The organism is Streptomyces sp. NPDC007205, from assembly GCF_040634095.1.
In the GTDB taxonomy this organism is placed as follows: domain Bacteria; phylum Actinomycetota; class Actinomycetes; order Streptomycetales; family Streptomycetaceae; genus Streptomyces.
The window spans coordinates 127,625-148,351 of the sequence record NZ_JBEYEW010000007.1; the positions used below are offsets into that span (position 1 = coordinate 127,625).

At 73.1% G+C, this 20,727-nt stretch carries 14 protein-coding genes; 10 read left to right on the plus strand and 4 right to left on the minus strand.

All coding sequences use genetic code 11. The annotated features are described in order from the left end of the window. Positions 1–69: 69 nt before the first annotated feature. Entirely contained in the window at positions 70–2,898 is a 2,829-nt protein-coding gene (locus ABZ624_RS14685; protein ID WP_360087277.1) for a lysylphosphatidylglycerol synthase transmembrane domain-containing protein, read from the minus strand. A 186-nt stretch (positions 2,899–3,084) separates the two neighbouring features. Between ABZ624_RS14685 and ABZ624_RS14690 the strand changes: the two genes are divergently transcribed. From ABZ624_RS14690 to nudC, 5 genes are all read left to right on the plus strand, one after another. Next, positions 3,085–3,471, plus strand: a complete 387-nt coding sequence (locus tag ABZ624_RS14690; protein ID WP_360087280.1) for an MGMT family protein — start codon at positions 3,085–3,087, stop codon at positions 3,469–3,471. Positions 3,472–3,727: 256 nt separating this feature from the next. Then, a complete protein-coding gene (locus ABZ624_RS14695; RefSeq protein ID WP_360087283.1) occupies positions 3,728–7,162 on the plus strand; it encodes an ATP-dependent DNA helicase in 3,435 nt (1,144 codons plus the stop codon). A gap of 114 nt (positions 7,163–7,276) precedes the next feature. Beyond that, positions 7,277–10,891 carry a UvrD-helicase domain-containing protein gene (locus ABZ624_RS14700; protein ID WP_360087286.1) on the plus strand — a complete coding sequence of 1,205 codons (3,615 nt, stop codon included), beginning with the start codon at positions 7,277–7,279 and terminating at the stop codon, positions 10,889–10,891. Positions 10,892–11,040: 149 nt separating this feature from the next. Next, the gene (locus tag ABZ624_RS14705; protein WP_360087289.1) at positions 11,041–12,444 is read left to right on the plus strand and encodes a dipeptidase; all 1,404 of its coding nucleotides are present in this window, start codon (positions 11,041–11,043) and stop codon (positions 12,442–12,444) included. 155 nt (positions 12,445–12,599) lie between these two features. Further along, positions 12,600–13,544 (plus strand): NAD(+) diphosphatase, encoded by a 945-nt coding sequence (nudC, locus tag ABZ624_RS14710; RefSeq protein ID WP_360087292.1) that lies wholly within the window; start codon positions 12,600–12,602, stop codon positions 13,542–13,544. 88 nt (positions 13,545–13,632) lie between these two features. On the opposite strand, the gene ABZ624_RS14715 is transcribed toward nudC, so the two are convergent. Beyond that, positions 13,633–13,875, minus strand: coding sequence for a mycoredoxin (locus tag ABZ624_RS14715; protein ID WP_360087295.1), 243 nt, complete (start codon positions 13,873–13,875; stop codon positions 13,633–13,635). 121 nt (positions 13,876–13,996) lie between these two features. Between ABZ624_RS14715 and ABZ624_RS14720 the strand changes: the two genes are divergently transcribed. The 5 genes from ABZ624_RS14720 (at position 13,997) to ABZ624_RS14740 (ending at position 17,951) form a co-directional block, all read left to right on the plus strand. Beyond that, positions 13,997–16,249: an ATP-dependent DNA helicase UvrD2 gene (locus ABZ624_RS14720; protein WP_360087298.1), complete on the plus strand. Its 2,253-nt coding sequence runs from the start codon at positions 13,997–13,999 to the stop codon at positions 16,247–16,249. Positions 16,250–16,413: 164 nt separating this feature from the next. Then, positions 16,414–16,734, plus strand: coding sequence for a hypothetical protein (locus tag ABZ624_RS14725; protein WP_360087301.1), 321 nt, complete (start codon positions 16,414–16,416; stop codon positions 16,732–16,734). 173 nt (positions 16,735–16,907) lie between these two features. Then, a complete protein-coding gene (locus ABZ624_RS14730; protein WP_023546912.1) occupies positions 16,908–17,276 on the plus strand; it encodes a WhiB family transcriptional regulator in 369 nt (122 codons plus the stop codon). Beyond that, on the plus strand, positions 17,273–17,596 hold the full coding sequence (locus ABZ624_RS14735; protein ID WP_360087304.1) for a hypothetical protein: 324 nt from the start codon (positions 17,273–17,275) through the stop codon (positions 17,594–17,596). Before ABZ624_RS14730 ends, ABZ624_RS14735 begins: the two co-directional genes overlap by 4 nt. 142 nt (positions 17,597–17,738) lie before the next feature. Further along, positions 17,739–17,951 carry a hypothetical protein gene (locus tag ABZ624_RS14740; protein ID WP_360087307.1) on the plus strand — a complete coding sequence of 71 codons (213 nt, stop codon included), beginning with the start codon at positions 17,739–17,741 and terminating at the stop codon, positions 17,949–17,951. A gap of 108 nt (positions 17,952–18,059) precedes the next feature. Here ABZ624_RS14740 and ABZ624_RS14745 read toward each other — a convergent pair whose 3' ends face one another. After that, complete coding sequence (locus tag ABZ624_RS14745; RefSeq protein WP_360087309.1) at positions 18,060–19,430, minus strand: AarF/ABC1/UbiB kinase family protein; 1,371 nt, start codon at positions 19,428–19,430, stop codon at positions 18,060–18,062. Continuing rightward, positions 19,423–20,640, minus strand: a complete 1,218-nt coding sequence (locus tag ABZ624_RS14750) for a TOMM precursor leader peptide-binding protein (RefSeq protein WP_360087311.1) — start codon at positions 20,638–20,640, stop codon at positions 19,423–19,425. The genes ABZ624_RS14745 and ABZ624_RS14750 overlap by 8 nt, the downstream gene beginning before the upstream one ends. Between the last annotated feature and the right edge of the window lie 87 nt (positions 20,641–20,727).

Sequence of the window (20,727 nt, forward strand, 5' to 3'; positions counted from 1 at the left end):
GGCGCACGCCGAGGCCCGCGCGGGGCGCGGGCCGTACGAGGTACGCGCGCCCTGCCGTGCGGAGTGTGCTTACAGGGCTCCCTTACGAGTGAGCTGGTTGAAGGCCAGCCACCCCGGCAGCACCGGCAGCCAGAGCGTCAGCAGGCGGAACAGCAGGACGGCCGGAGCGGCGACCTCCTTGGGCAGGCCGAAGGCGATCAGGCCCAGTGTGAGGCTCGCCTCCACCGCGCCCACGCCGCCGGGGGTGGGCGCCGCGGACCCGAGCGCGTTGCCGGCGAGGAAGACGACCGCGACGCTGGCGATGCTCAGCGAGGTCGTGCCGTCGCCGAACGCCCGGACGGAGGCGTCCAGGCACATCACGAAACAGGCCGTCAGCAGGAGCATGCCGCCGATGCCGGTGACGAGCTTCTGCGGCCGCTGCAGCACGTCGAGCATGCGCGGTACGACACCGGCGAACAGCGACCTCACGCGCGTGACGACGAATTTCCGCAGGAACGGCACCGACGTCACCACGAGCACCAGCACCGCCACGGTCAGCAGACCCGCGATGACCGTCCGGGACGGCGACAGCGACGGGGTCTTCTCGGTGCCGGTCAGATAGCCGAAGGACAGCAGCATCAGGATGTGGCAGCCGAGCCCGAACAGCTGCGACGCGCCGACGCTCGCCACCGCGAGCCCCGCGCGCACGCCGGCGCGCTGCAGAAAGCGCGTGTTGAGGGCGACACCGCCGACCGCGGCCGGCGCCACGATCTTCACGAAGGACCCGGCGACCTGTGCCGCCACCGTCCTCAGGAACGGCACCCGCTCCGGCACGAACCCCAGCAGCGCCATCGCCGCGGCGACATAGCTGAGCGCGGAGAACGCCACCGCGGCGATCACCCAGCCCCACTGGGCCTGCGCGAACAGCGTGCCGAACTTGATGTGGGTGAGCTGTGTCAGCAGGTAGTACGCGCCGATCGCACCCGCGATGAAGCTGATCAGCGTGCGCGGCCGCACGCGCTCCAGCCGCGCCGGCTCCACGGGGGCCTGCGGCCTGATCCGCAGCACCTCGTGCCGGATCTGCGTGAGCAGGTCCTCCTCGCGGGCCTCGTCCAGGGCTTCGTCGATGGCCCGCCGCTCCGCGCGCTGCTCGGCCCGGACCGTCTTCTTGTCGGGCTTTTCCAGGGCGGCCGGGTTCGTCTCGGAGGCCTCCTCCAGGCGGGCCTGCTTGGCCTGCCGGGACGCCTCCAGGACCGCTTCCCGTTCGCGCTCGGCGCGCTCCCGGGCCAGCCGGCGCAGCGTCGCGCGCGTGGAGCGCGTCAGCGCGATCGGCTGCAGCATCGGCAGGCAGTCGGCGACCGCGTCGGGTCCGAGCACCCCGACCGCCGAGGCCACGGCCCGCTCGGCCCCCACCCGCAGGCCGAGCGTCGTGACCAGCTGGGCCACGTCCATGCGCAGCAGCAGCTCCCCGGCCGCGATCTCGCCGCCGCGCAGCTCGGTGAGGATCACTCTGCCGGAACGATCCACCAGGATCGCGTCACCCGCGAGTCTGCGGTGGGCGATGCGCCGCGACTGCAGCGCCAGCACCTGGTGCCAGGTGTTGCGCAGCAGCTCGTCGGTGATCTCGGCATCGGTGAGCGAATCCAGCGTGCGCCCTCCGGTGTGCTCGTAGACGAGCATGACCGCGTCGGGGCCGAGTTCGGAGGTGGCGATGAGCTTGGGCGCGTGGGCGCCGGCCGCGATCGCCGCGTAGGCCAGCAGTGCCTCCTGCTCCAGCGCCTGGCGCAGCGACTGCAGGCTGGAGCGGGTGGCGAAACCGCGCAGCGTGAGATTGCGCCACGCGCGGTAGAAGAAGCCCTGGGCCTGCTGCTCACGGTCGACGACCGTGACGTCCAGCGGCGGGCCGTCCTCCAGGGTGACGAAGTAGCGCCGGCCGCGGTCGCCGTTCTCCGTGTCCACGACCTCCTCGCGGGCCGCGCTGACGGGGTGGAAGCCGACGTGCCTGAGGCCCGCCATCAGGGTCTGCCCGGTGGGGCGGACGTTGGGGGAGCCGACCGCGTACAGCGTGCCGTAGGCGATGGTCCAGCCGATCAGCACGGTCAGGATGATCGAGAACGGGGTCGTGTAGCCGGTGACCAGCATCGAGAACGCGTCGAGCAGCAGGACGATCCACAGCACTGCGCGCCATCGGGGTCTGCGGGACATGCCGACGGCCGTCATGTAGGCGATGACCGGGGCCAGGTAGCCGTGCACCGGGTCGGTCAGGGCGTGGATGTCACCCGGCGAGGGCTGGGTGAGCGCCTCCTGGATCGAGTCCGGGGCGGCCCTGGCGACCCACAGGTCGGTCGCGAGGGTCACTCCGTGGGCGAGGACGGCCGCGAGGACGCCGTCGGCGATGCGCAGCCCGTCGCGTTTGATCAGCCGTTCGATCGCGAAGGCGACCGGTACCAGCAGGATCGCGATGCTGGACGCCAGGCCCGCGAACCTGATGAGCAGGTCGGGGGCCTGCCCGGTGCCCTTGTTGATGTCCTGTTCGAGGCCCGAGGTGGTGCCGTGCGCGAACGCGGAGATCGCGAGCAGCACCACGATGGCGAGCAGGCCCACCAGGAGACGCATCAGGTCGGAGGGGCGGTGCACGCGCGCGGGGAGCAGCGGTTCGTCGCCCTCCACGGCCTCGGCGTGCGGGTCGTCGTCTGCGCCCGGACCGCGGCCGGGGGGCGTGTTCTCCGGGACGTGCGCCCCCTCGGTGTCGTCGCCGCCGTCGCGCGCGCGGTCGTCGTCCTCACCCGCGCGCGTGCCGTCGTCCTTGGGCGGACCGGCGTCTTCGGTGCCGTCGTGCCGGCGCGGACCGGTGCCGGGGCGCACGCCGGCGTCAGGGGTGCCCGCCCCGCCCTCGGGGTGCACGCCCTGCTGCTTCATGGTCTCTTCTTGGTCTCGTATCACCAGTCACCGCCCGCACGATGGTGGCATGCCTCGCCGGCACACGCGGGCATCAGGGTGCGGATGCGTGGGCGCACAGTCTGCCGGAAGCGGCGCCCTGGGGCGAGAGGGCCGCTCCTCGTGGTCCGCGCCGTGATGTCGGTGGGGTGCGGCAGGATGGGACGAATGAGCGAGCAGAGCGCTGCCGAGGACGTCGCGGAGGAGTACGCGAACGCCCTGCCGGAGTACGCCGAGCGGGTCCTCGAGGTCGCCGAGCGGATTCCGCCGGGCCGGGTCATGACGTACGGCGATGTCGCCGAGTGGCTCGAGGAAGGGGGACCGCGCCAGGTCGGCCGGGTGATGTCCCTCTACGGAGGCGCCGTGCCGTGGTGGCGGGTCGTCCGCGCCGACGGGCTGCTGCTGCCCGGCCACGAGCTGCGCGCACTGGCCCACTACCGCGCGGAGGGCACACCGCTGAAGGAGGCGGCCAGGAGCACCGAGGGCCATCTGCCGCGACTGGACATGCGGCGGGCCCGTTGGGACGGCGGGGCGGGCGCGGAGGGTCACATCTGACAGCTTCCGCCATCGGATGCCTCCAGGGAGCGCCCATGGCCCGTACGGGTGACATCGGGGACCTCCGTGGCATGGCGTACGTTCGGGAGACGAGGGACCGGCGTGACGCCGGCGCCGCAAGAGAAGAAGCCGAAGCCCGGCTTCCGTCCGGTGCGGCGGCGTAGCGTCTGCTGCGCACGTCCCCCTCACCCCGCGGCCACCGCCATGTACGCGTGACCGCCCGCCCACCAGCACGACCACAGGACCGGCCGATCACGTGAGCTCCTCCTCCACCACCAGGCGTCTGCCGCACCCCCAGGTGCGGCAGGGGGGCCGTGGCGCTTACCGGCTGGTCCGTACCCCGCCGGCCGCCACGGCCCCCCCTCGCCTGGACGCGGCACAGCGCGCCGTGGTCGACCACCGCAGCGGACCCCTGCTCGTCCTCGCCGGACCCGGCACCGGCAAGACCACCACCCTCGTCGAGTCGGTGGCCGCGCGGATCGCCCGGGGCGCCGACCCCGAGCGCATCCTGGTGCTGACGTTCAGCCGCAAGGCCGCCGTCGACCTGCGCGACCGCATGGCCCTGCGCATCGGCGCCGCCCGCGCACCCCGGGCGACCACCTTCCACTCGTACTGCTACGCCCTGGTCCGCGCCCACCAGGACAGCGGCCTGTTCGCCGAGCCGCTGCGCCTGCTCTCCGGCCCCGAGCAGGACGTCGCCGTCCGCGAGCTGCTCGCCGGGCAGCCGGAGCTGGAGCGGCTCGGGCTCACCCATGTCCGCTGGCCCGACGAACTGCGCGCCTGCCTGACCACACGCGGCTTCGCCGACGAGGTCCGCGCGGTCCTCGCCCGCAGCCGCGAGCTGGGCCTCGGCCCCGACGCGCTGGACGCCTTCGCCCGCCGTATCGGGCGCCCGGACTGGCGCGCCGCCGCCGCCTTCCTAGCCGAGTACCTCGACGTGCTCGACCTGCAGGGCGTGATCGACTACGCGGAACTGGTCCACCGCGCGGTCCTGCTCGCCCGCCGCCCGGAGACCGCCGCCCGGCTCGCCGCCCAGTACGACGCCGTGTACGTCGACGAGTACCAGGACACCGATCCCGCCCAGGTACGGCTCCTGCACGCGCTGGCCGGCGACGGACGCACCCTGGTCGCCCTCGGCGACCCCGACCAGTCGGTCTACGCCTTCCGCGGTGCCGACGTGAACGGCATCCTCGACTTCCCGGCGGCTTTCCCGCGCGTGGACGGCCGCCCCGCCCCCGTCGAGGTGCTGCGCACCTCCCGCCGCTCCGGTGCCGCCCTGCTGGCCGCCACCCGCCTGATCACCCGGCGCATGCCGCTGCCCCGGCTGCCCGCCGAGAAGGTCCGCGCCCACCGCGAGCCGGCCGCCGTACGGGACGGCGGTCGCGTCGAGGTCTACACGTACCCGACAGCAGGTACAGAACTGGACAACATCGCGGACATCCTGCGCCGCGCACACCTGGAGGACGGCGTCGCCTGGAGCGACATGGCCGTCCTGGTCCGGGCCGGCTCCCGCACCCTGCCGACCCTGCGCCGCGCCCTCACCGCGGCCGGCGTCCCGCTGGACATCGACGGCGACGACCTGCCCCTGCGCCACGAGCCGGCGGTGACCCCGCTGCTGACGGCCCTGCGCGCGGTGGCCGGGGCGGAGGCCCGCGGGCGGGAGGAGGACCGGGCCGCACCCGGCCCGGACGAGGTCGCCGAAGCAACCGGGGAACACCCCGAAGCGACCGGGGAAGACCCCGAAGCGACCGGGGAAGACCCCGAAGCAACCGGGGAACACCCCGACGTAACTGGGGAACACCCCCCGGACACCTCCTGGCTCGACACCGAGACCGCGCTCACCCTGCTCGCCTCGCCCCTCGCCGGCATGGACCCCGCCGACCTGCGCCGCCTCGGGCGTGCCCTGCGCGAGGAGGAGCGGGCGGCCGGCAACCCGTTGCCGCCGCCCTCCGACGTACTGCTCGCACAGGCGCTCGCCGAACCCGAGCGCCTGGCCGTGCACGACCCGGCGTACGCGCGCGGGGCACAGCGCCTCGGCGCGCTGCTCCGCAAGGCCCGCGAACGGCTGGCCGGCGGCGGTACGGCCGAGGAGGCGCTGTGGGACCTGTGGGAGGGCACACCCTGGCCCGCACGCCTGGAGCGGGCCGCCCGGCGCGGCGGCGCGGCCGGCCGCAACGCCGACCGGGACCTGGACGCCGTGTGCGCGCTGTTCGCCACCGCCGCGCGCGCCGAGGAGCGCACCGGGGGGCGCGGCGCGCTGAACTTCCTGGAGGAGATCGAGGCCGAGGACATCGCCGCCGACACGCTCATGCGCCGCACGGTGCGCCCGGACGCCGTCCGTCTGATGACCGCGCACCGCGCCAAGGGCCTGGAGTGGCGGCTGGTCGTCGTCGCCGGCGTCCAGGAGGGCCTGTGGCCCGACCTGCGCCGCCGCGGCTCCCTCCTGGAGGCCGACCGCATCGGCCGGGACGGCCTCGCCGAACCGCTCACCCCGGGCGCGCTGCTCGCCGAGGAACGCCGGCTGTTCTACGTCGCCGCCACACGCGCGCGTGAACGTCTCGTCGTGACCGCGGTGAAGGCACCGGCCGACGACGGTGACCAGCCGTCCCGATTCCTGACCGAACTCGGCGTGGAACCCCGCGACGTCACCGGCCGCCCCCGGCGCCCGCTGTCCGTGGCCGCGCTCGTCGCCGAACTGCGCGCCACCACGGTCGACCCGCGCGCGTCCGCCGCCCTGCGCCAGGCCGCCGCCCGCCGCCTGGCCCGGCTCGCCGCACTCGCCGACGAGGACGGCCGCCCGCTGGTGCCGTCCGCGCACCCCTACCGCTGGTGGGGCATGTACGACCCGACCGAGAGCAAGGTGCCGCTGCGCCACCGCGACCAGCCGGTCGTACTCTCCGGCAGCGCTCTCGACCAGCTCGCCAACACCTGTGCCCTCCAGTGGTTCCTGGGCCGGGAAGTGAAGGCCGACGCCCCCGCCACCGCCGCCCAGGGCTTCGGCAACGTCGTCCACGTCCTCGCCGACGAGGTCGCCTCCGGCCGCAGCCCGGCCGACCTCGACGTCCTGATGGAACGCCTGGACACGGTGTGGAACGCGCTCGCCTTCGACGCGCCCTGGAAGTCGCAGCAGGAGAAGGACAACGCGCGCGTGGCGCTCGAACGCTTCCTGAACTGGCATGTGCTGGACCGCCGTACCGGGCGCACTCCGGTGGCCAGCGAGCAGGACTTCGACGTCACCCTCGAAGCGGGCGACTACCAGGTCCGCATCCGCGGCCAGATGGACCGCGTCGAGACGGACAGCGAGGGCCGCGCCTACGTGGTGGACTTCAAGACCGGCAAACAGGCACCCAGCGCCGCCGAGGTGGCCCGCCACCCCCAGCTCGCCGTCTACCAGCTCGCCGTCCGCGAAGGCGCCGTCGACGAGGCCTTCGACGGCGTACGCCCCGAACCCGGCGGCGCGGAACTGGTGCACCTCAGGCAAGGCGCCGCCAAACGCGACGGAGGCGACAGCCTGCCCAAGGTGCAGACGCAGGACCCGGTGACGGGGGAGTGGGTCGGCGAGCTGCTGGCCACCGCCGCCGGCAAGGTCCTCGACGAACGGTTCGCGCCGAACACCGGCCAGCACTGCACCCACTGCGCGTTCCGCGCCTCGTGCAGCGCACGGCCCGAGGGACGGCACGTGGTCGAGTGAGTGCCTGCGGGTGCGTGGGTGACGTACGGCACCACATGGGCTGACCTGCGCTTCTTCCTTCCCGGGGGGCTGGTTTGTCCTCGACTGTCAGTCCCCGCCGCTAGCCTTCCCGACATGCCCGCCCGTATCACCGACCCCGAGCAGCTCAAAGAGCTCCTCGGCATCCCGTTCACCCCGGAGCAGACGGCCTGCATCACCGCGCCGACCGCCCCGCAGGTGATCGTGGCCGGAGCCGGGTCGGGCAAGACCACCGTGATGGCCGCCCGCGTGGTCTGGCTGGTCGGCACCGGCCAGGTCGCCCCCGAACAGGTCCTCGGCCTCACCTTCACCAACAAGGCCGCCGGTGAGCTGGCCGAACGCGTCCGGAAGGCCCTGATCAAGGCGGGTGTCACCGACCCGGACGTCATCGACCCGGACAACCCTCCCGGCGAACCGGTGATCTCGACGTACCACTCCTTCGCGGGCCGGCTGCTCACCGACCACGGTCTGCGCCTCGGCCTGGAGCCCACCTCCCGGCTGCTCGCCGACGCCACCCGCTACCAGCTCGCCGCGCGCGTGCTGCGCGAGGCCCCCGGCTCCTACCCGGCGCTGACCCGCTCCTTCGCCGACCTCGTCAGCGACCTGCTCGCGCTCGACTCGGAGCTCGCCGAACACCTCGTCGAGCCCGAGGAACTGCGCGCCTGGGACGCGGACCTGCTGCACACCCTGGAGGGCGCCAAGCTCACCAACGCCGATCTGCGCAAGGTCCCCGAGACGGCCGCAGCCCGCCGGGAACTGACCGACCTCGTCCGGCGCTACCGGGCCGCCAAGCGCGAGCGTGACCTGCTCGACTTCGGCGACCAGATCGCCCTGTCCGCCCGCCTCGCCGGCATCCCCGAGGTGGGCCGGCTGCTGCGCGAGGAGTTCCGCGTGGTGCTCCTGGACGAGTACCAGGACACCTCGGTGGCCCAGCGCGTCCTGCTGGCGGGTCTGTTCGGCGGCGGTACGGGCCATCCGGTGACCGCGGTCGGCGACCCCTGCCAGGCGATCTACGGCTGGCGCGGCGCGTCCGTCGCCAACCTGGACGACTTCCCGGCGCACTTCGCGCACCCCGACGGCCGGCCCGCCACCCGGCAGGCACTCAGCGAGAACCGGCGCAGCGGTGGCCGCCTCCTCGACCTCGCCAACGGCCTCGCCGAGCCGCTGCGCGCCATGCACGCGGGCGTGGAGGCCCTCCGCCCGGCCCCCGGCGCCGAGCACGACGGCACGGTCCGCTGCGCCCTGCTGCGCACCCACGCCGAGGAGACCGCCTGGATCGCTGACTCGATCGCCCACCTCGTGCACACCGGCACGGCCCCCGGCGAGATCGCCGTCCTGTGCCGTACGGCGACCGACTTCGCCGAGATCCAGGGCGCCCTCGTGGCCCGCGACATCCCCGTCGAGGTCGTCGGCCTGTCCGGGCTGCTGCACCTGCCCGAGATCGCCGACCTCGTCGCCGTCTGCGAAGTCCTCCAGGACCCCGGCGCCAACGCCTCCCTGGTGCGCCTGCTGACCGGCCCGCGCTGGCGCATCGGCCCCCGCGACCTGGCCCTGCTGGGCCGCCGCGCCCGCCTGCTCGTCGTCCACGCGCGAGGGGACGACCCCGACGACCCCGACCACCGGCTCGCCGCCGCCGTCGAAGGGGTCGACCCGGCCGAGGTGATATCGCTCGCGGACGCCCTCGACACCTTCCTCGAGTCACCGATGGAGGGGCACTTCCGGGAAGGCGCGGACGACGGGCTGCCGTTCTCGCCCGACGCGCGCGTGCGGTTCGCCCGGCTGGCCGCCGAGCTGCGTGACCTGCGCCGCTCACTGTCCGACCCGCTCATGGACGTCCTGCACCGCGTCCTCGCCGTCACCGGCCTGGAGGTGGAGCTGTCGGCGTCCCCGCACGCCCTGGCCGCCCGCCGCCGCGAGACCCTGTCCAACTTCCTGGACATCGCCGCCTCCTTCGCGGCGAACGACGCAGAAGCGACCCTGCTCGCCTTCCTCGGCTTCCTGCGCACCGCCGCACAGTACGAGAAGGGCCTCGACAACGCCCTGCCCGGCGGCGAGAACACCGTCAAGGTGCTCACCGCCCACAAGTCCAAGGGCCTGGAGTGGGACGTCGTCGCCGTTCCCGGACTGGTCAAGGGCACGTTCCCCAGCGCACAGGGCCGCGAGAAGTGGACGGCGCAGGCCAAGGTGGTGCCGCACGCCCTGCGCGGCGACACGGACACCCTGCCCGACGTCGACAGCTGGGACGCGCGCGGCATGAAGGCCTTCCACGAGGCCATGAAGGACCACCAGCACACCGAGGAGCTCCGCCTCGGCTACGTCACCTTCACCCGCCCCCGCTCCCTGCTGCTCGGCTCCGGCCACTGGTGGGGGCCCAGCCAGAAGAAGCCGCGCGGCCCCTCCGACTTCCTCAAGGACCTCCACGACCACTGCGCCGCCGGGTACGGCGAGATCGAGGTGTGGGCCGAGGAGCCCGCCGAGGACGAGGAGAACCCCGCCCTGCACACGGCCGGCGCCGACCAGGTGTGGCCGCTCCCGCTGGACGCCGCCGCCCTGGCCCGCCGCCGCGCAGCCGCCGACACCGTCCTCGCCCACCTGGACGCCCTCGCCGCCGAGGATCCCGGCCATCCGCCGGCCGCGCACGACCCGGCCGCCCTCGACGACCCGGACTGGCCCGCACCGCCGGAGGACGAGGACGGCGACGGCCAAGACCTGTACGGCGGGGAACCGCACGAGGACGAGCCCTACGCCGAGGGCCCGTACTCCGAGGGCTCGTACTCCGAGGGCTCGTACTCCGAGGTCCTGTACGACGAGGACCCGTATGAGGAGGACCTGTACGGGGACCAGCCCCCCCACGACGGAGGGGGCCCCGACGCGCAGGATCCCGACGGATGGGACTCCTGGGGCGCCGAGCGGCCGACCGTCCCCCACCAGTCCCCCCCGCCCGGCGCCCACGCCCCGCGCACCCCCGGCGACCCCGCGCCCGATACCTCCCTCACCCCCGAGGAGGCCCGCACGATCGCCTCCTGGGACCGTGACCTTGACGCGCTCTCCGGAGAGCTCCTGCGGGCCCGGCAGGCCGTCACCGACGTCCCGCTGCCCGCCACGCTCAGCGCGACCCAGCTGCTGCGCCTGGCCGAGGACCCGGACGGGCTCGCGCGCGAACTCGCACGCCCCATGCCCCGCCCCCCGCAACCGGCCGCGCGCCGTGGCACCCGGTTCCACGCCTGGGTCGAAGCCCGCTTCGAGGAACTGACCCTGCCCCTGCTGGAACCGGACGAGCTGCCCGGCAGCGACGCCGAGATCGCCGACGAACACGACCTGAAAGCCCTGAAGGAGGCCTTCGAACGCAGCGAGTACGCCCGGCGCACCCCCCACCGGGTCGAGGCCCCCTTCCAGCTCACCCTCGCCGGCCGCGTCGTGCGGGGCCGCATCGACGCGGTCTACCGGCACGGCGACGGCGACGGGGCGACGTACGAGATCGTCGACTGGAAGACCAGCCGCACCCGCAGCGCCGACCCGCTGCAGCTCGCCGTGTACCGGCTGGCCTGGGCCGAGCAGCAGGGCGTGCCGCCGGAGTCCGTGACGGCCGCCTTCCTGTACGTGCGCAGCGGCGAGGTCGTACGACCCCGCGACCTGCCGGACCGGGCCGCCCTGGAACGGCTCCTCACGGAGGACCCCGGAACAGAAGACTCCGGAACAGAAGACTCCTGACCAGAAGACTCCTGACCAGAAGACCCCGGAACAGGAGATCCCGGAACGGAAGACGCCGAAGCGGAAGACGCCGAAGCGGCACACCAGTCGACCCGAGTGTGACGAACCGCCCGCCGAGGATGTCGGTGCGGGCCGATAGGCTCGTGAGCATGAGCCAGACCCCGGACAGCGCCGTCCGCACGTACATCGAGCAGCACCGCGCCGCCTTCCTCGACGACCTCGCCGCATGGCTGCGCATCCCCTCCGTGTCGGCCCAGCCCGACCACGCGCCCGACGTACGACGCAGCGCCGACTGGCTCGCCGCCAAGCTCAAGGAGACCGGCTTCCCGACCGCCGAGGTCTGGCCGACCCCGGGTGCCCCGGCCGTCTTCGCCGAGTGGCCCTCCGGCGACCCCGAGGCGCCCACCGTCCTCGTATACGGCCACCACGACGTACAGCCCGCCGCCCGCGAGGACGGCTGGAACAGCGACCCCTTCGAGCCGGTCGTCCGCGGAAACAGGCTCTACGCGCGCGGGGCCGCCGACGACAAGGGCCAGGTGTTCTTCCACACACTCGGCGTCCGCGCCCACCTCGCCGCCACCGGCCGCACCGCCCCCGCCGTCAACCTGAAGCTGTTGATCGAGGGCGAGGAGGAGTCCGGCTCCCCGCACTTCCGGGCCCTGGTCGAGGAGCACGCGGGACGGCTCGCCGCCGACGCCGTGATCGTCTCCGACACCGGCATGTGGTCCGAGGACACCCCGACCGTGTGCACCGGCATGCGCGGCCTCGCCGAGTGCGAGATCCGGCTCTACGGCCCCGACCAGGACATCCACTCCGGCTCCTTCGGCGGCGCCGTACCCAACCCGGCCACCGCCGCCGCCCGCCTGGTCGCCGCCCTGCACGACGAGCACGCGCGCGTGGCCGTCCCCGGCTTCTACGACGGCATCGTCGAGCTGACCGACCGCGAGCGCGAGCTGCTCGCCGAGCTGCCCTTCGACGAGCAGCGCTGGCTGGACACCGCCAAGTCCCGCGCCACCCACGGCGAGGCCGGCCACAGCACCCTCGAACGCATCTGGGCCCGCCCGACCGCCGAGGTCAACGGCATCGGCGGCGGCTACCAGGGCCCCGGCAGCAAGACGATCATTCCGTCCTCGGCCATGGTCAAGCTCTCCTTCCGGCTGGTCGCGGGCCAGGACCCCGACCACCTCGAGAAGGCCGTCCGCACCTGGGCCGAGACGCAGGTGCCCGCCGGGATCCGGTACGAGATCAGCTTCGGCTCGGCCACGCGCCCGTGCCTGACCCCGCTCGACCACCCCGCACTGCAGTCCGTGGTCCGCGCCATGGGCCGCGCCTTCGAGAAGTCGGTCCGCTTCACCCGTGAGGGCGGCTCAGGACCAGCCGCCGACCTCCAGGAGGTCCTCGCCGCCCCCGTGCTCTTCCTGGGCATCTCCGTCCCCTCCGACGGCTGGCACGCCCCGAACGAAAAGGTCGAGCTGGACCTCCTCCTCAAGGGCGTCGAGACCAGCGCCTACCTCTGGGGTGACCTGGCCGAGCACTGGCGCCCCACGCCCTGACCGGCCGACGCCGCACGGGCGGACACCGCAGGCGGGGCACACTGGAAGCACCGCCCCGCCGACCCGCCCGCGCCCCGGCCCGGTGCCCTCCCGCCGTACGTCCCGCCGAACCGCCCGCCGAACGAACCGCTGCCCTGGGGGAGTTGGAAGCACCCGTGACCACCTGCACCGACGACACAGCCGATCGACCCATCTCGCTGACCGCCCCGAGCGGCATCGACCGCGCCGCCCACCACCGGCTCGACGAGGCCTGGCTCGCGGCGGCGTGGAGCCACCCCACCACCCGCTGCTTCGTGGTCTCCGGCGGCCAGGCGCTCATCGACGAGACACCGGACGGCAGGACCGAACTCGTCATGACGCCGTCCTTCGAGGCCCCGCTCACCGAGGCGCACCGCTACTTCCTCGGCATCGACGAGGACGGCGTCAGCTACTTCGCGCTCCAGAAGGACGCGCTGCCCGGCCGTATCGACCAGTCCGCGCGCCCCGCCGGGCTGCGCGAGGCAGGCCTGCTGCTCTCGCCGCGCGACGCCGGGCTCATGGTGCACGCCGTCGGCCTGGAGAACTGGCAGCGCACCCACCGCTTCTGCTCCCGCTGCGGCGAGCGCACGGTCATCGCCGCCGCCGGTCACATCCGCCGCTGTCCCGCCTGCGGCGCCGAGCACTACCCGCGCACCGACCCGGCCGTGATCATGGCCGTCACCGACGCCGACGACCGCATCCTGCTCGGCCGCCAGGTCCACTGGCCCGAGGGCCGCTTCTCGACGCTCGCCGGCTTCGTCGAACCCGGCGAGTCCATCGAGCAGGCGGTGCGCCGCGAGGTGTCCGAGGAGGTCGGTGTGACCGTCGGCCCCGTGGAGTACGTGGCCAGCCAGCCGTGGCCGTTCCCGTCCAGCCTGATGCTCGGCTTCCTCGCCCGCGCCACCTCCACCGAGATCGACGTCGACGGCGACGAGATCCACGAGGCCCGCTGGTTCTCCCGCGAGGAACTCCACGAGGCCTTCGAGTCCGGCGAGGTGGTGCCGCCCTACGGCATCTCCATCGCGGCCCGCCTGATCGAGATGTGGTACGGCAAGCCGCTGCCGACGCGCAGCTTCGTCTGAGCCCAGCCTCGACCGGAACACAGCAGGGCGGCCCCTGATCCCATCAGGGGCCGCCCTGCTGCCGTCACCGCGGGAAACCCGCGGAGTGTCACGCGGCGATCTTCTGCTTCACCTGGGCCAGCGACGGGTTCGTGAGCGTCGTGCCGTCCGCGAAGAGAACGGTCGGGACCGTCTGGTTTCCGCCATTCGCCTTCTCCACGAAAGCCGCGGACTCGGGGTCCTGCTCGATGTTGATCTCGGTGTAGGCGATGCCCTCCCGCTCCAGCTGGCTCTTCAGCCGCCGGCAGTAGCCGCACCAAGTGGTGCTGTACATCGTCACAGTCCCCTGCATGTCTCTCGTGCTCCTCGGGCAGCTGGGAAAAATCGTCCGGGGGAGGAACGTACGCGAGTCGTCGGTCATTCCCGGTGTCCACAGGGGGACTGTGACGCCTGCCGCATTAATACGACTATGGGTGCCCGCCTGTGGACAACCGACACGGCAGTCCCTTACGACCTGGCAGCATGGCCATGTGACAGCAGCAACGCATTCCACCCTTTTCCCGCAGACACCGGACTCGGCCGACGCGGTGCTCGAAGGGCTCGACCCCGAGCAGCGCGCGGTGGCCACCGCCCTGCGCGGCCCGGTGTGCGTCCTGGCCGGAGCGGGCACGGGCAAGACCCGGGCGATCACCCACCGCATCGCTTACGGAGTGCGGGCCGGCCTCCTCCAGCCGTCCAGCGTGCTCGCCGTCACCTTCACCAACCGCGCCGCCGGAGAGATGCGCGGCCGGCTCCGCCAGCTCGGCGCCCACGGCGTCCAGGCCCGCACCTTCCACTCCGCCGCCCTGCGCCAGCTGCAGTACTTCTGGCCGAAAGCGATCGGTGGCGGCATGCCCCGGCTGATCGACCGCAAGATCCAGCTCGTCGCCGAGGCGGCCGCAAGCCTGGGCACCCGGCTCGACCGGGGCGAGCTGCGGGACGTCACCGCCGAGATCGAATGGTCCAAGGTCACCCAGACCATCCCCGCCGACTACCCGCACGCGGCCGTGAAGGCCGGCCGCGAGGCCCCGCGCGACCCTGCCGAGATCGCCCACCTCTACGCCGCCTACGAAGACCTCAAGCGCGACCGCGCCCTGATCGACTTCGAGGACGTCCTGCTGCTGACCGTCGCCATCCTGCAGGACCGGCACGACATCGCCGAACAGGTCCGCGCCCAGTACCAGCACTTCGTCGTCGACGAGTACCAGGACGTCAGCCCCTTGCAGCAGCGGCTGCTGGACCTGTGGCTCGGCGACCGCGACGACCTGTGCGTCGTCGGCGACGCCAGCCAGACCATCTACTCCTTCACCGGTGCGACGCCCGACCACCTCCTCGACTTCCGTGCCCGGCACCCGGGCGCCACCGTCGTCAAACTCGTCCGCGACTACCGCTCCACCCCCCAGGTGGTCCACCTCGCCAACGGCCTGCTCGCCCAGGCGCGGGGCCGCGCCGCCGACCACCGGCTGGAACTGGTCTCCCAGCGCGCCCCCGGCCCCGAGCCCGTCTACACCGAGTACACCGACGAGCCCGCCGAGGCCGAAGGCGCCGCCCGCCGCATCCGCGAGCTGATCGACGCCGGCGTCCCGGCCTCCGAGATCGCCGTCCTGTTCCGTACGAACGCCCAGTCCGAGACGTACGAGCAGGCCCTCGCCGACGCGGGCGTCCCCTACCAGCTGCGGGGCGCCGAGCGCTTCTTCGACCGGCCCGAGGTGCGCAAGGCCGGCGTCGCCCTGCGCGGCGCGGCCCGCTTCGGCGGCAACGACTCGCTGCTGGACGACGCCGTCGACCTGCCTTCCCAGGTGCGTGCCGTCCTGTCCGGGGAAGGCTGGACCATCGTGCCCCCGGCCGGCTCCGGCGCCGTCAGAGAGCGCTGGGAGTCCCTTGCCGCTCTCGTCAACCTCGCCCACGACCTCGCCGCCGCCCGGCCCGGCGCCACCCTCGGCGACTTCGTGGCGGAACTGGACGAGCGGGCGAACGCCCAGCACGCCCCGACCGTCCAGGGCGTCACCCTCGCCTCCCTGCACGCGGCCAAGGGCCTGGAGTGGGATGTCGTCTTCCTGGCCGGCATCGCCGAGGGCATGCTGCCCATCACCTACGCCAGGACCGACGAGCAGATCGAGGAGGAACGCCGGCTCCTCTACGTCGGCGTCACCCGCGCGCGGGAACGGCTCCACCTCTCCTGGGCCCTGTCCCGCTCCCCGGGCGGTCGGCCGAGCCGCAGACCGAGCCGCTTCCTCGACGGGCTGCGTCCGGGCACCACCGCCACGGTCGGCCGCACCGGCACCGGTGCCGGCGGAGGCGTCGAGCACGGGACCGCCCGCGGTGGCGGCGCCGCTCCCCGGCGTGCCCAGCGCATCCCCGCCCGCTGCCGGGTCTGCGGCCGCACCCTCACCGACGCGGGCGAGATGAAGCTGATGCGCTGCGAGGACTGCCCGTCGGACATGGACGAAGGGCTCTACGAACGGCTGCGGGAATGGCGCGCAGTCCAGGCCGAGCGCAGCGGGCAGCCCGACTTCTGCGTCTTCACCGACCGCACCTTGATGGCCATCGCCGAGGCGCGGCCCGACAGTTCCGCCGAACTCTCCCGCATCCCCGGTGTCCTCAGCCGCAAGCTGCGCAGCTACGGAACCGACGTGCTGGCCATCTGCGCAGGCCAGAAGGCCGGGGAAGCCGACGAGGACGACTGATGCGAACTCGTCGAAAAAATAGTTTGCGCATGCCCCAGCAATCCCCATAGGTTCTAGGCACGGAAGCAGCGGCCTTCTCGAAGGCCGCAACTCCGTGTTGTACTTGCATATCCGAACGGACTGGCTCACCCCAGTCCCAGAGACGCCGAGAGGAGGCGAGTCCAGTGATCAGCATCAACACCAGCACCATCAGCACGGCCAAACTGACCGATCGCTCGGCCGTCTCCCTGTGCATGCTCGGCGCCTCCTCCCAGGGCACCGGTCTGTCCGGCATCCGTGCCGCGCGTCCGGCGTCCTCCCCCGTTCTCACGGACCTTCCTGTCCGTGAGCGCAATGAGCGACCGACCAAGGCACTGGAAGCGGTAGCGGCACAGGCGCAGGCCTATGCCTTTGCGGCGGCCGGTGCCGGATTCCGGAAGCAGACGACGCAGCACCACCTGATGTGGGCCTTCCGTGGGCCAGAACCCTGGAGTGATCCAGCCTGATCCGATCAGGCCGGCGCCTTCAGGGCCGCGGAACCCCATCCGGGATCCGCGGCCCTTCTGTTTTCCCCGAATCGGGGACGACGGAGCGAAGGGGCCCCGGGACAAGAAAAGAACCCGGTACCAAGCCGACACCCGGTCAACCGGCCGGAACGACCAGACGAGGAAGACAAACCGTGCAACTCGAAGCGCACGCCCCGTCCGTACCGCCTTCGCAAACGATCCCCCCGCCCGGCCTCACGGAGGACTCCACCTTGACCCCCCTCACCGCGCTCACCGCGCTCGACGACGCCATCGAGAACCTCGGCGTACCCGTCCCCTGCCGCTCCTACGACCCGGAGGTCTTCTTCGCCGAGTCGCCGGCGGACGTCGAGTACGCCAAGTCCCTCTGCCGCACCTGCCCGCTGATCGAGGCCTGCCTCGCCGGTGCCAAGGAGCGGCGTGAGCCCTGGGGCGTCTGGGGTGGCGAGCTGTTCGTCCAGGGTGTCGTCGTCGCCCGGAAGCGGCCGCGTGGTCGCCCGCGGAAGAACCCGGTCACGGCATGAACACCGCAGGAACGATCGACCGTCCCCTCACGCACGACCCCAAGAAGCAGGCCCCGATGAAGCCGTCCACCAGCGAGCTCGCAGGCTCCGCGATCCCAGACGTCACCACCACCAGCGCGACCGAAGCGCGCCAGAACCGGACCCGGGAGATGCAACTCATGCAAGAAGCCCTGGCTCGTGCGCATATGCACGAGCGACTCGATTACGCCGTGCGGGAACGCCGGGCCGTGCGCCTGGCGGTCGCCCAGCGGATGCAGCGCCGGGCCGAGCGGGCCTCGCTGCGCGCCCGGCGCGCGCTCGCCATGGCGGTCATGCAGTAACGATCACACCTGACGAAGCGGTGGCCTCCCGGCCCGTCGGGGAGGCGGAGCCTTCTGCGCGGGGGCCGGTCCGGCTGAACGGACCGGCCCCCGCGGTGCGTTGTGCACGGCGATCGGCCGTCGGCGGAGTTATCGTCGCCGGGTGACGAGTCTTCCCGGGAGAAGTGATCAGGGCGGCTCTACTCCGGAGCGCCGCGTGCTCGTGTGCGCCCACTGCGGCATCCCCGCCGATGGCGCCCCGCCGACCACCTGGACCTGCTCCGTGGAGAACGGCATCCGCCAGTACTTCTGCGACACCTGCTCCAGGGAGAACCTACGGGCGATCGAGGGGCGTCTGGACTCGGCTTGGTGGTGAGCTCTTCCTTGGGGCTTCCTTGAGGCTTCCTGGGGGGTGGGCCCCCCTCCCTCCCCCTCCCCCTCCCCCCTCCCTCCCCACCCCGCCCCAACTTCAAGGCACCACGGATCAAGCCTCCGCCGCCGGCTCCTCCTCGCTCAGGTCGTCCTCGGGCACGAATCCCGGCAGCCACTCCTCCAGTTCCGCGCGCAGCCGCACCGTGGCGCCCAGCTGGCACAGGACGCCGATGGTGCTCAGGGTCACCCGGTGGATCAGCAGATAGGCCGGCGGCAGGTTCAGCCGCTTGCCCAGTTGGTAGGCGGGGGAGCGGGGGTCGGCGATACGGGCCGCCTGGCTGCGCATCCAGGTGCGGGTGAAGGTGAACGCCTCGACCCGGGCCGGTTCGATGATCGGCAGCAGGTAGTCGAGGACCGCGTCGGGGTCCAGCTCTATGGACTCCTTCACGAAACCTTCGGCGCAGAGCATGTCGTAGACCGACTCGGCGTCGCTGTCCAGCGTCATGCGGAGGGAGGTGCCGATCGGCAGGGGCAGGCCCCCGGGCAGCCGGTCGACCGTGCCGAAGTCGAGGACTCCGAGGCGCCAGTCGTCCTCGCCGTCCGGGCCGCCGGGCAGCAGCCGGAAGTTGCCCGGGTGGGGGTCGGCGTGGAGCAGGCCGGTGCGGGCCGGGCCCGAGAAGAGGAAGCGGGCCAGGAGCTGGCCGGCCCGGTCGCGCTGCTCCTGGGTGCCGTCCGAGATCACCTCCGACAGCGGGATGCCGTCGATCCACTCGGTCACCAGGACCTGCTCGCACTGGTGCACCACCGCGGGGACCACTACGTCCGGGTCGTCCGCGAACTCCTCCGCGTGGGCGGACTGGGCCTGCGCCTCCAGTCCGTAGTCCAGCTCCTCGGAGACGCGGTCCTTCAGCTCCGCGATCAGCGGCTTGATGTCCATGCCGGGGATCAGCGGCCCCAACAGGCGGGCGAAGCGGCTCAGTTGTCCCAGGTCGGAGAGCAGGGCCTCGCCGGCGCCCGGGTACTGCACCTTGACCGCCACCTCGCGGCCGTCGTGCCACACGGCCCGGTGCACCTGCCCGATCGAGGCCGCGGCGGCCGGTTTGTCCTCGAACTCCTCGAACAGGTCGCGCCAGTCCGGACCCAGCCGCTCCTGGAGCACCGCGTGCACGGTGCGGGTCGGCATGGGCGGTGCCGCCTCCTGGAGCCTGGTCAGGGCCGCGCGGTAGGGGCCGGCGATCTCCTCGGGCAGCGCCGACTCGAAGACGGACAGGGCCTGCCCGAACTTCATCGCGCCGCCCTTCAGCTCGCCGAGCACCTTGAACAGCTGCTCCGCCGTGCGCTGTTGCAGCTCCCGGCCGACGATCTCCGCGGACTCGCCCACGATCCGCTTGCCCAGCCCCCAGGTCGCCCGGCCGGCGAAGCCGAGCGGGAGCGCGGCGAGCTTGGCGGTACGGGTGACCGCCTTCCGGGGAAGATCAGACATGCGCCCTCCAAGTCCCAGTCGGCCGCGCCTCGCCTGCCTTGCGTCGTCGCTTCGCCGACGGCCGTTGCACCGCCATTGTCGCGCGCCGTTCGCCGCCCGTTGAGGAGTGCTCCCCCTTCTTACCTCTCTCCGCCGCTCCGCACCCGCATGCCGGATGCGGCCGGACCGGCCGGCTGCGCCAGTCCAGACCGGGCAGGGACACCTCCCAGCGGGTGTCCAGGCCGGACGGCGTCTGGCTGTCGAGGAAGGCCAGCGCGTGCGCCGCGGCCAGTCCCGCGACCGTGGTGGCCAGCGTCAGATCGCAGGCGCCGACCCGGCGGGCCTTCGGGGACCGCCACTGGGCGGTCAGCCGGGGCCAGGCAGGGTCCCGGTCGCCGCGGTCGAGGTGCAGGCAGCCGGCGCAGCCCGACTCGCCGGGCAGGACGAGCGGGCCCACGACGCCTGTGCCCTCGGCCACACCGGCGTACAGGTGCGGTGTTCCGGCGGTCATGAGCGGCTCGGCGTCGGCCGGGTCGGGTGCGTGCACGGCCACGTCGTCGCGGGGGGCGAGGATCACCAGGGAGAGCCCGGCGTCCTGGGCGCCGGATCCGGGGGAGTGGGCGTGGCGCGGTGGGTGGTCGGGTGCCGCGCGGCGCACGGCGGCTCGCGCCGCCGTCTCGCGGCGCTCGCCGAGCGACTCGGCGGCCAGTCCGCCCGGGGCCAGGTCCCACGGTTCGACGTGTCCCGAGTCGCGCACGTCGACCTCGCCGACTCCGGCGCCGGACAGCACCGACGCCAGCACGGCGCCGACCCGTCCCGCGCCCCGCACCTGCACGCGCAGCGCGCGGCGGGCGGCGAGCCGGGCGAGTGCGGCGCCCGGCTCGGCCGTGGTCAGGGACAGTGCGGCGAGGTCGGGGCGCAGCCGCCGCAGGACGTCCGGCTTCTCGCGCAGGGCGTCCGCGGCCGGTCCGCCGCCGCGCGCGTCGTCGACCAGGCCCGCGCGGGTCAGCCGTGCCAGCAGGGTGTCGACACGGCCGGCCGGCAGGTGGACGCGGCGGCCCTCCTCGCGCAGCAGCGGCAGCCCGCGCGTGCCGTTGAGCAAATCCAGGAAGCCGCTCGTCGCCGGGTCCATCGGGCCCAGCGTCAGCGCGTGCGCCGGTGTCATCCCGAACTGCACGGTGTCGCGATCACGCCAGCCGCGCCGCAGCGCGGGTTTCAGCACCGGATGCATGACTGGCCCCCCGTATCCGTTGAAGGCATTTCCACCTCTCGTCGTCTGCGGAGGCGGTCGTGCTCCGCCGACACCTGCCAGCATGCC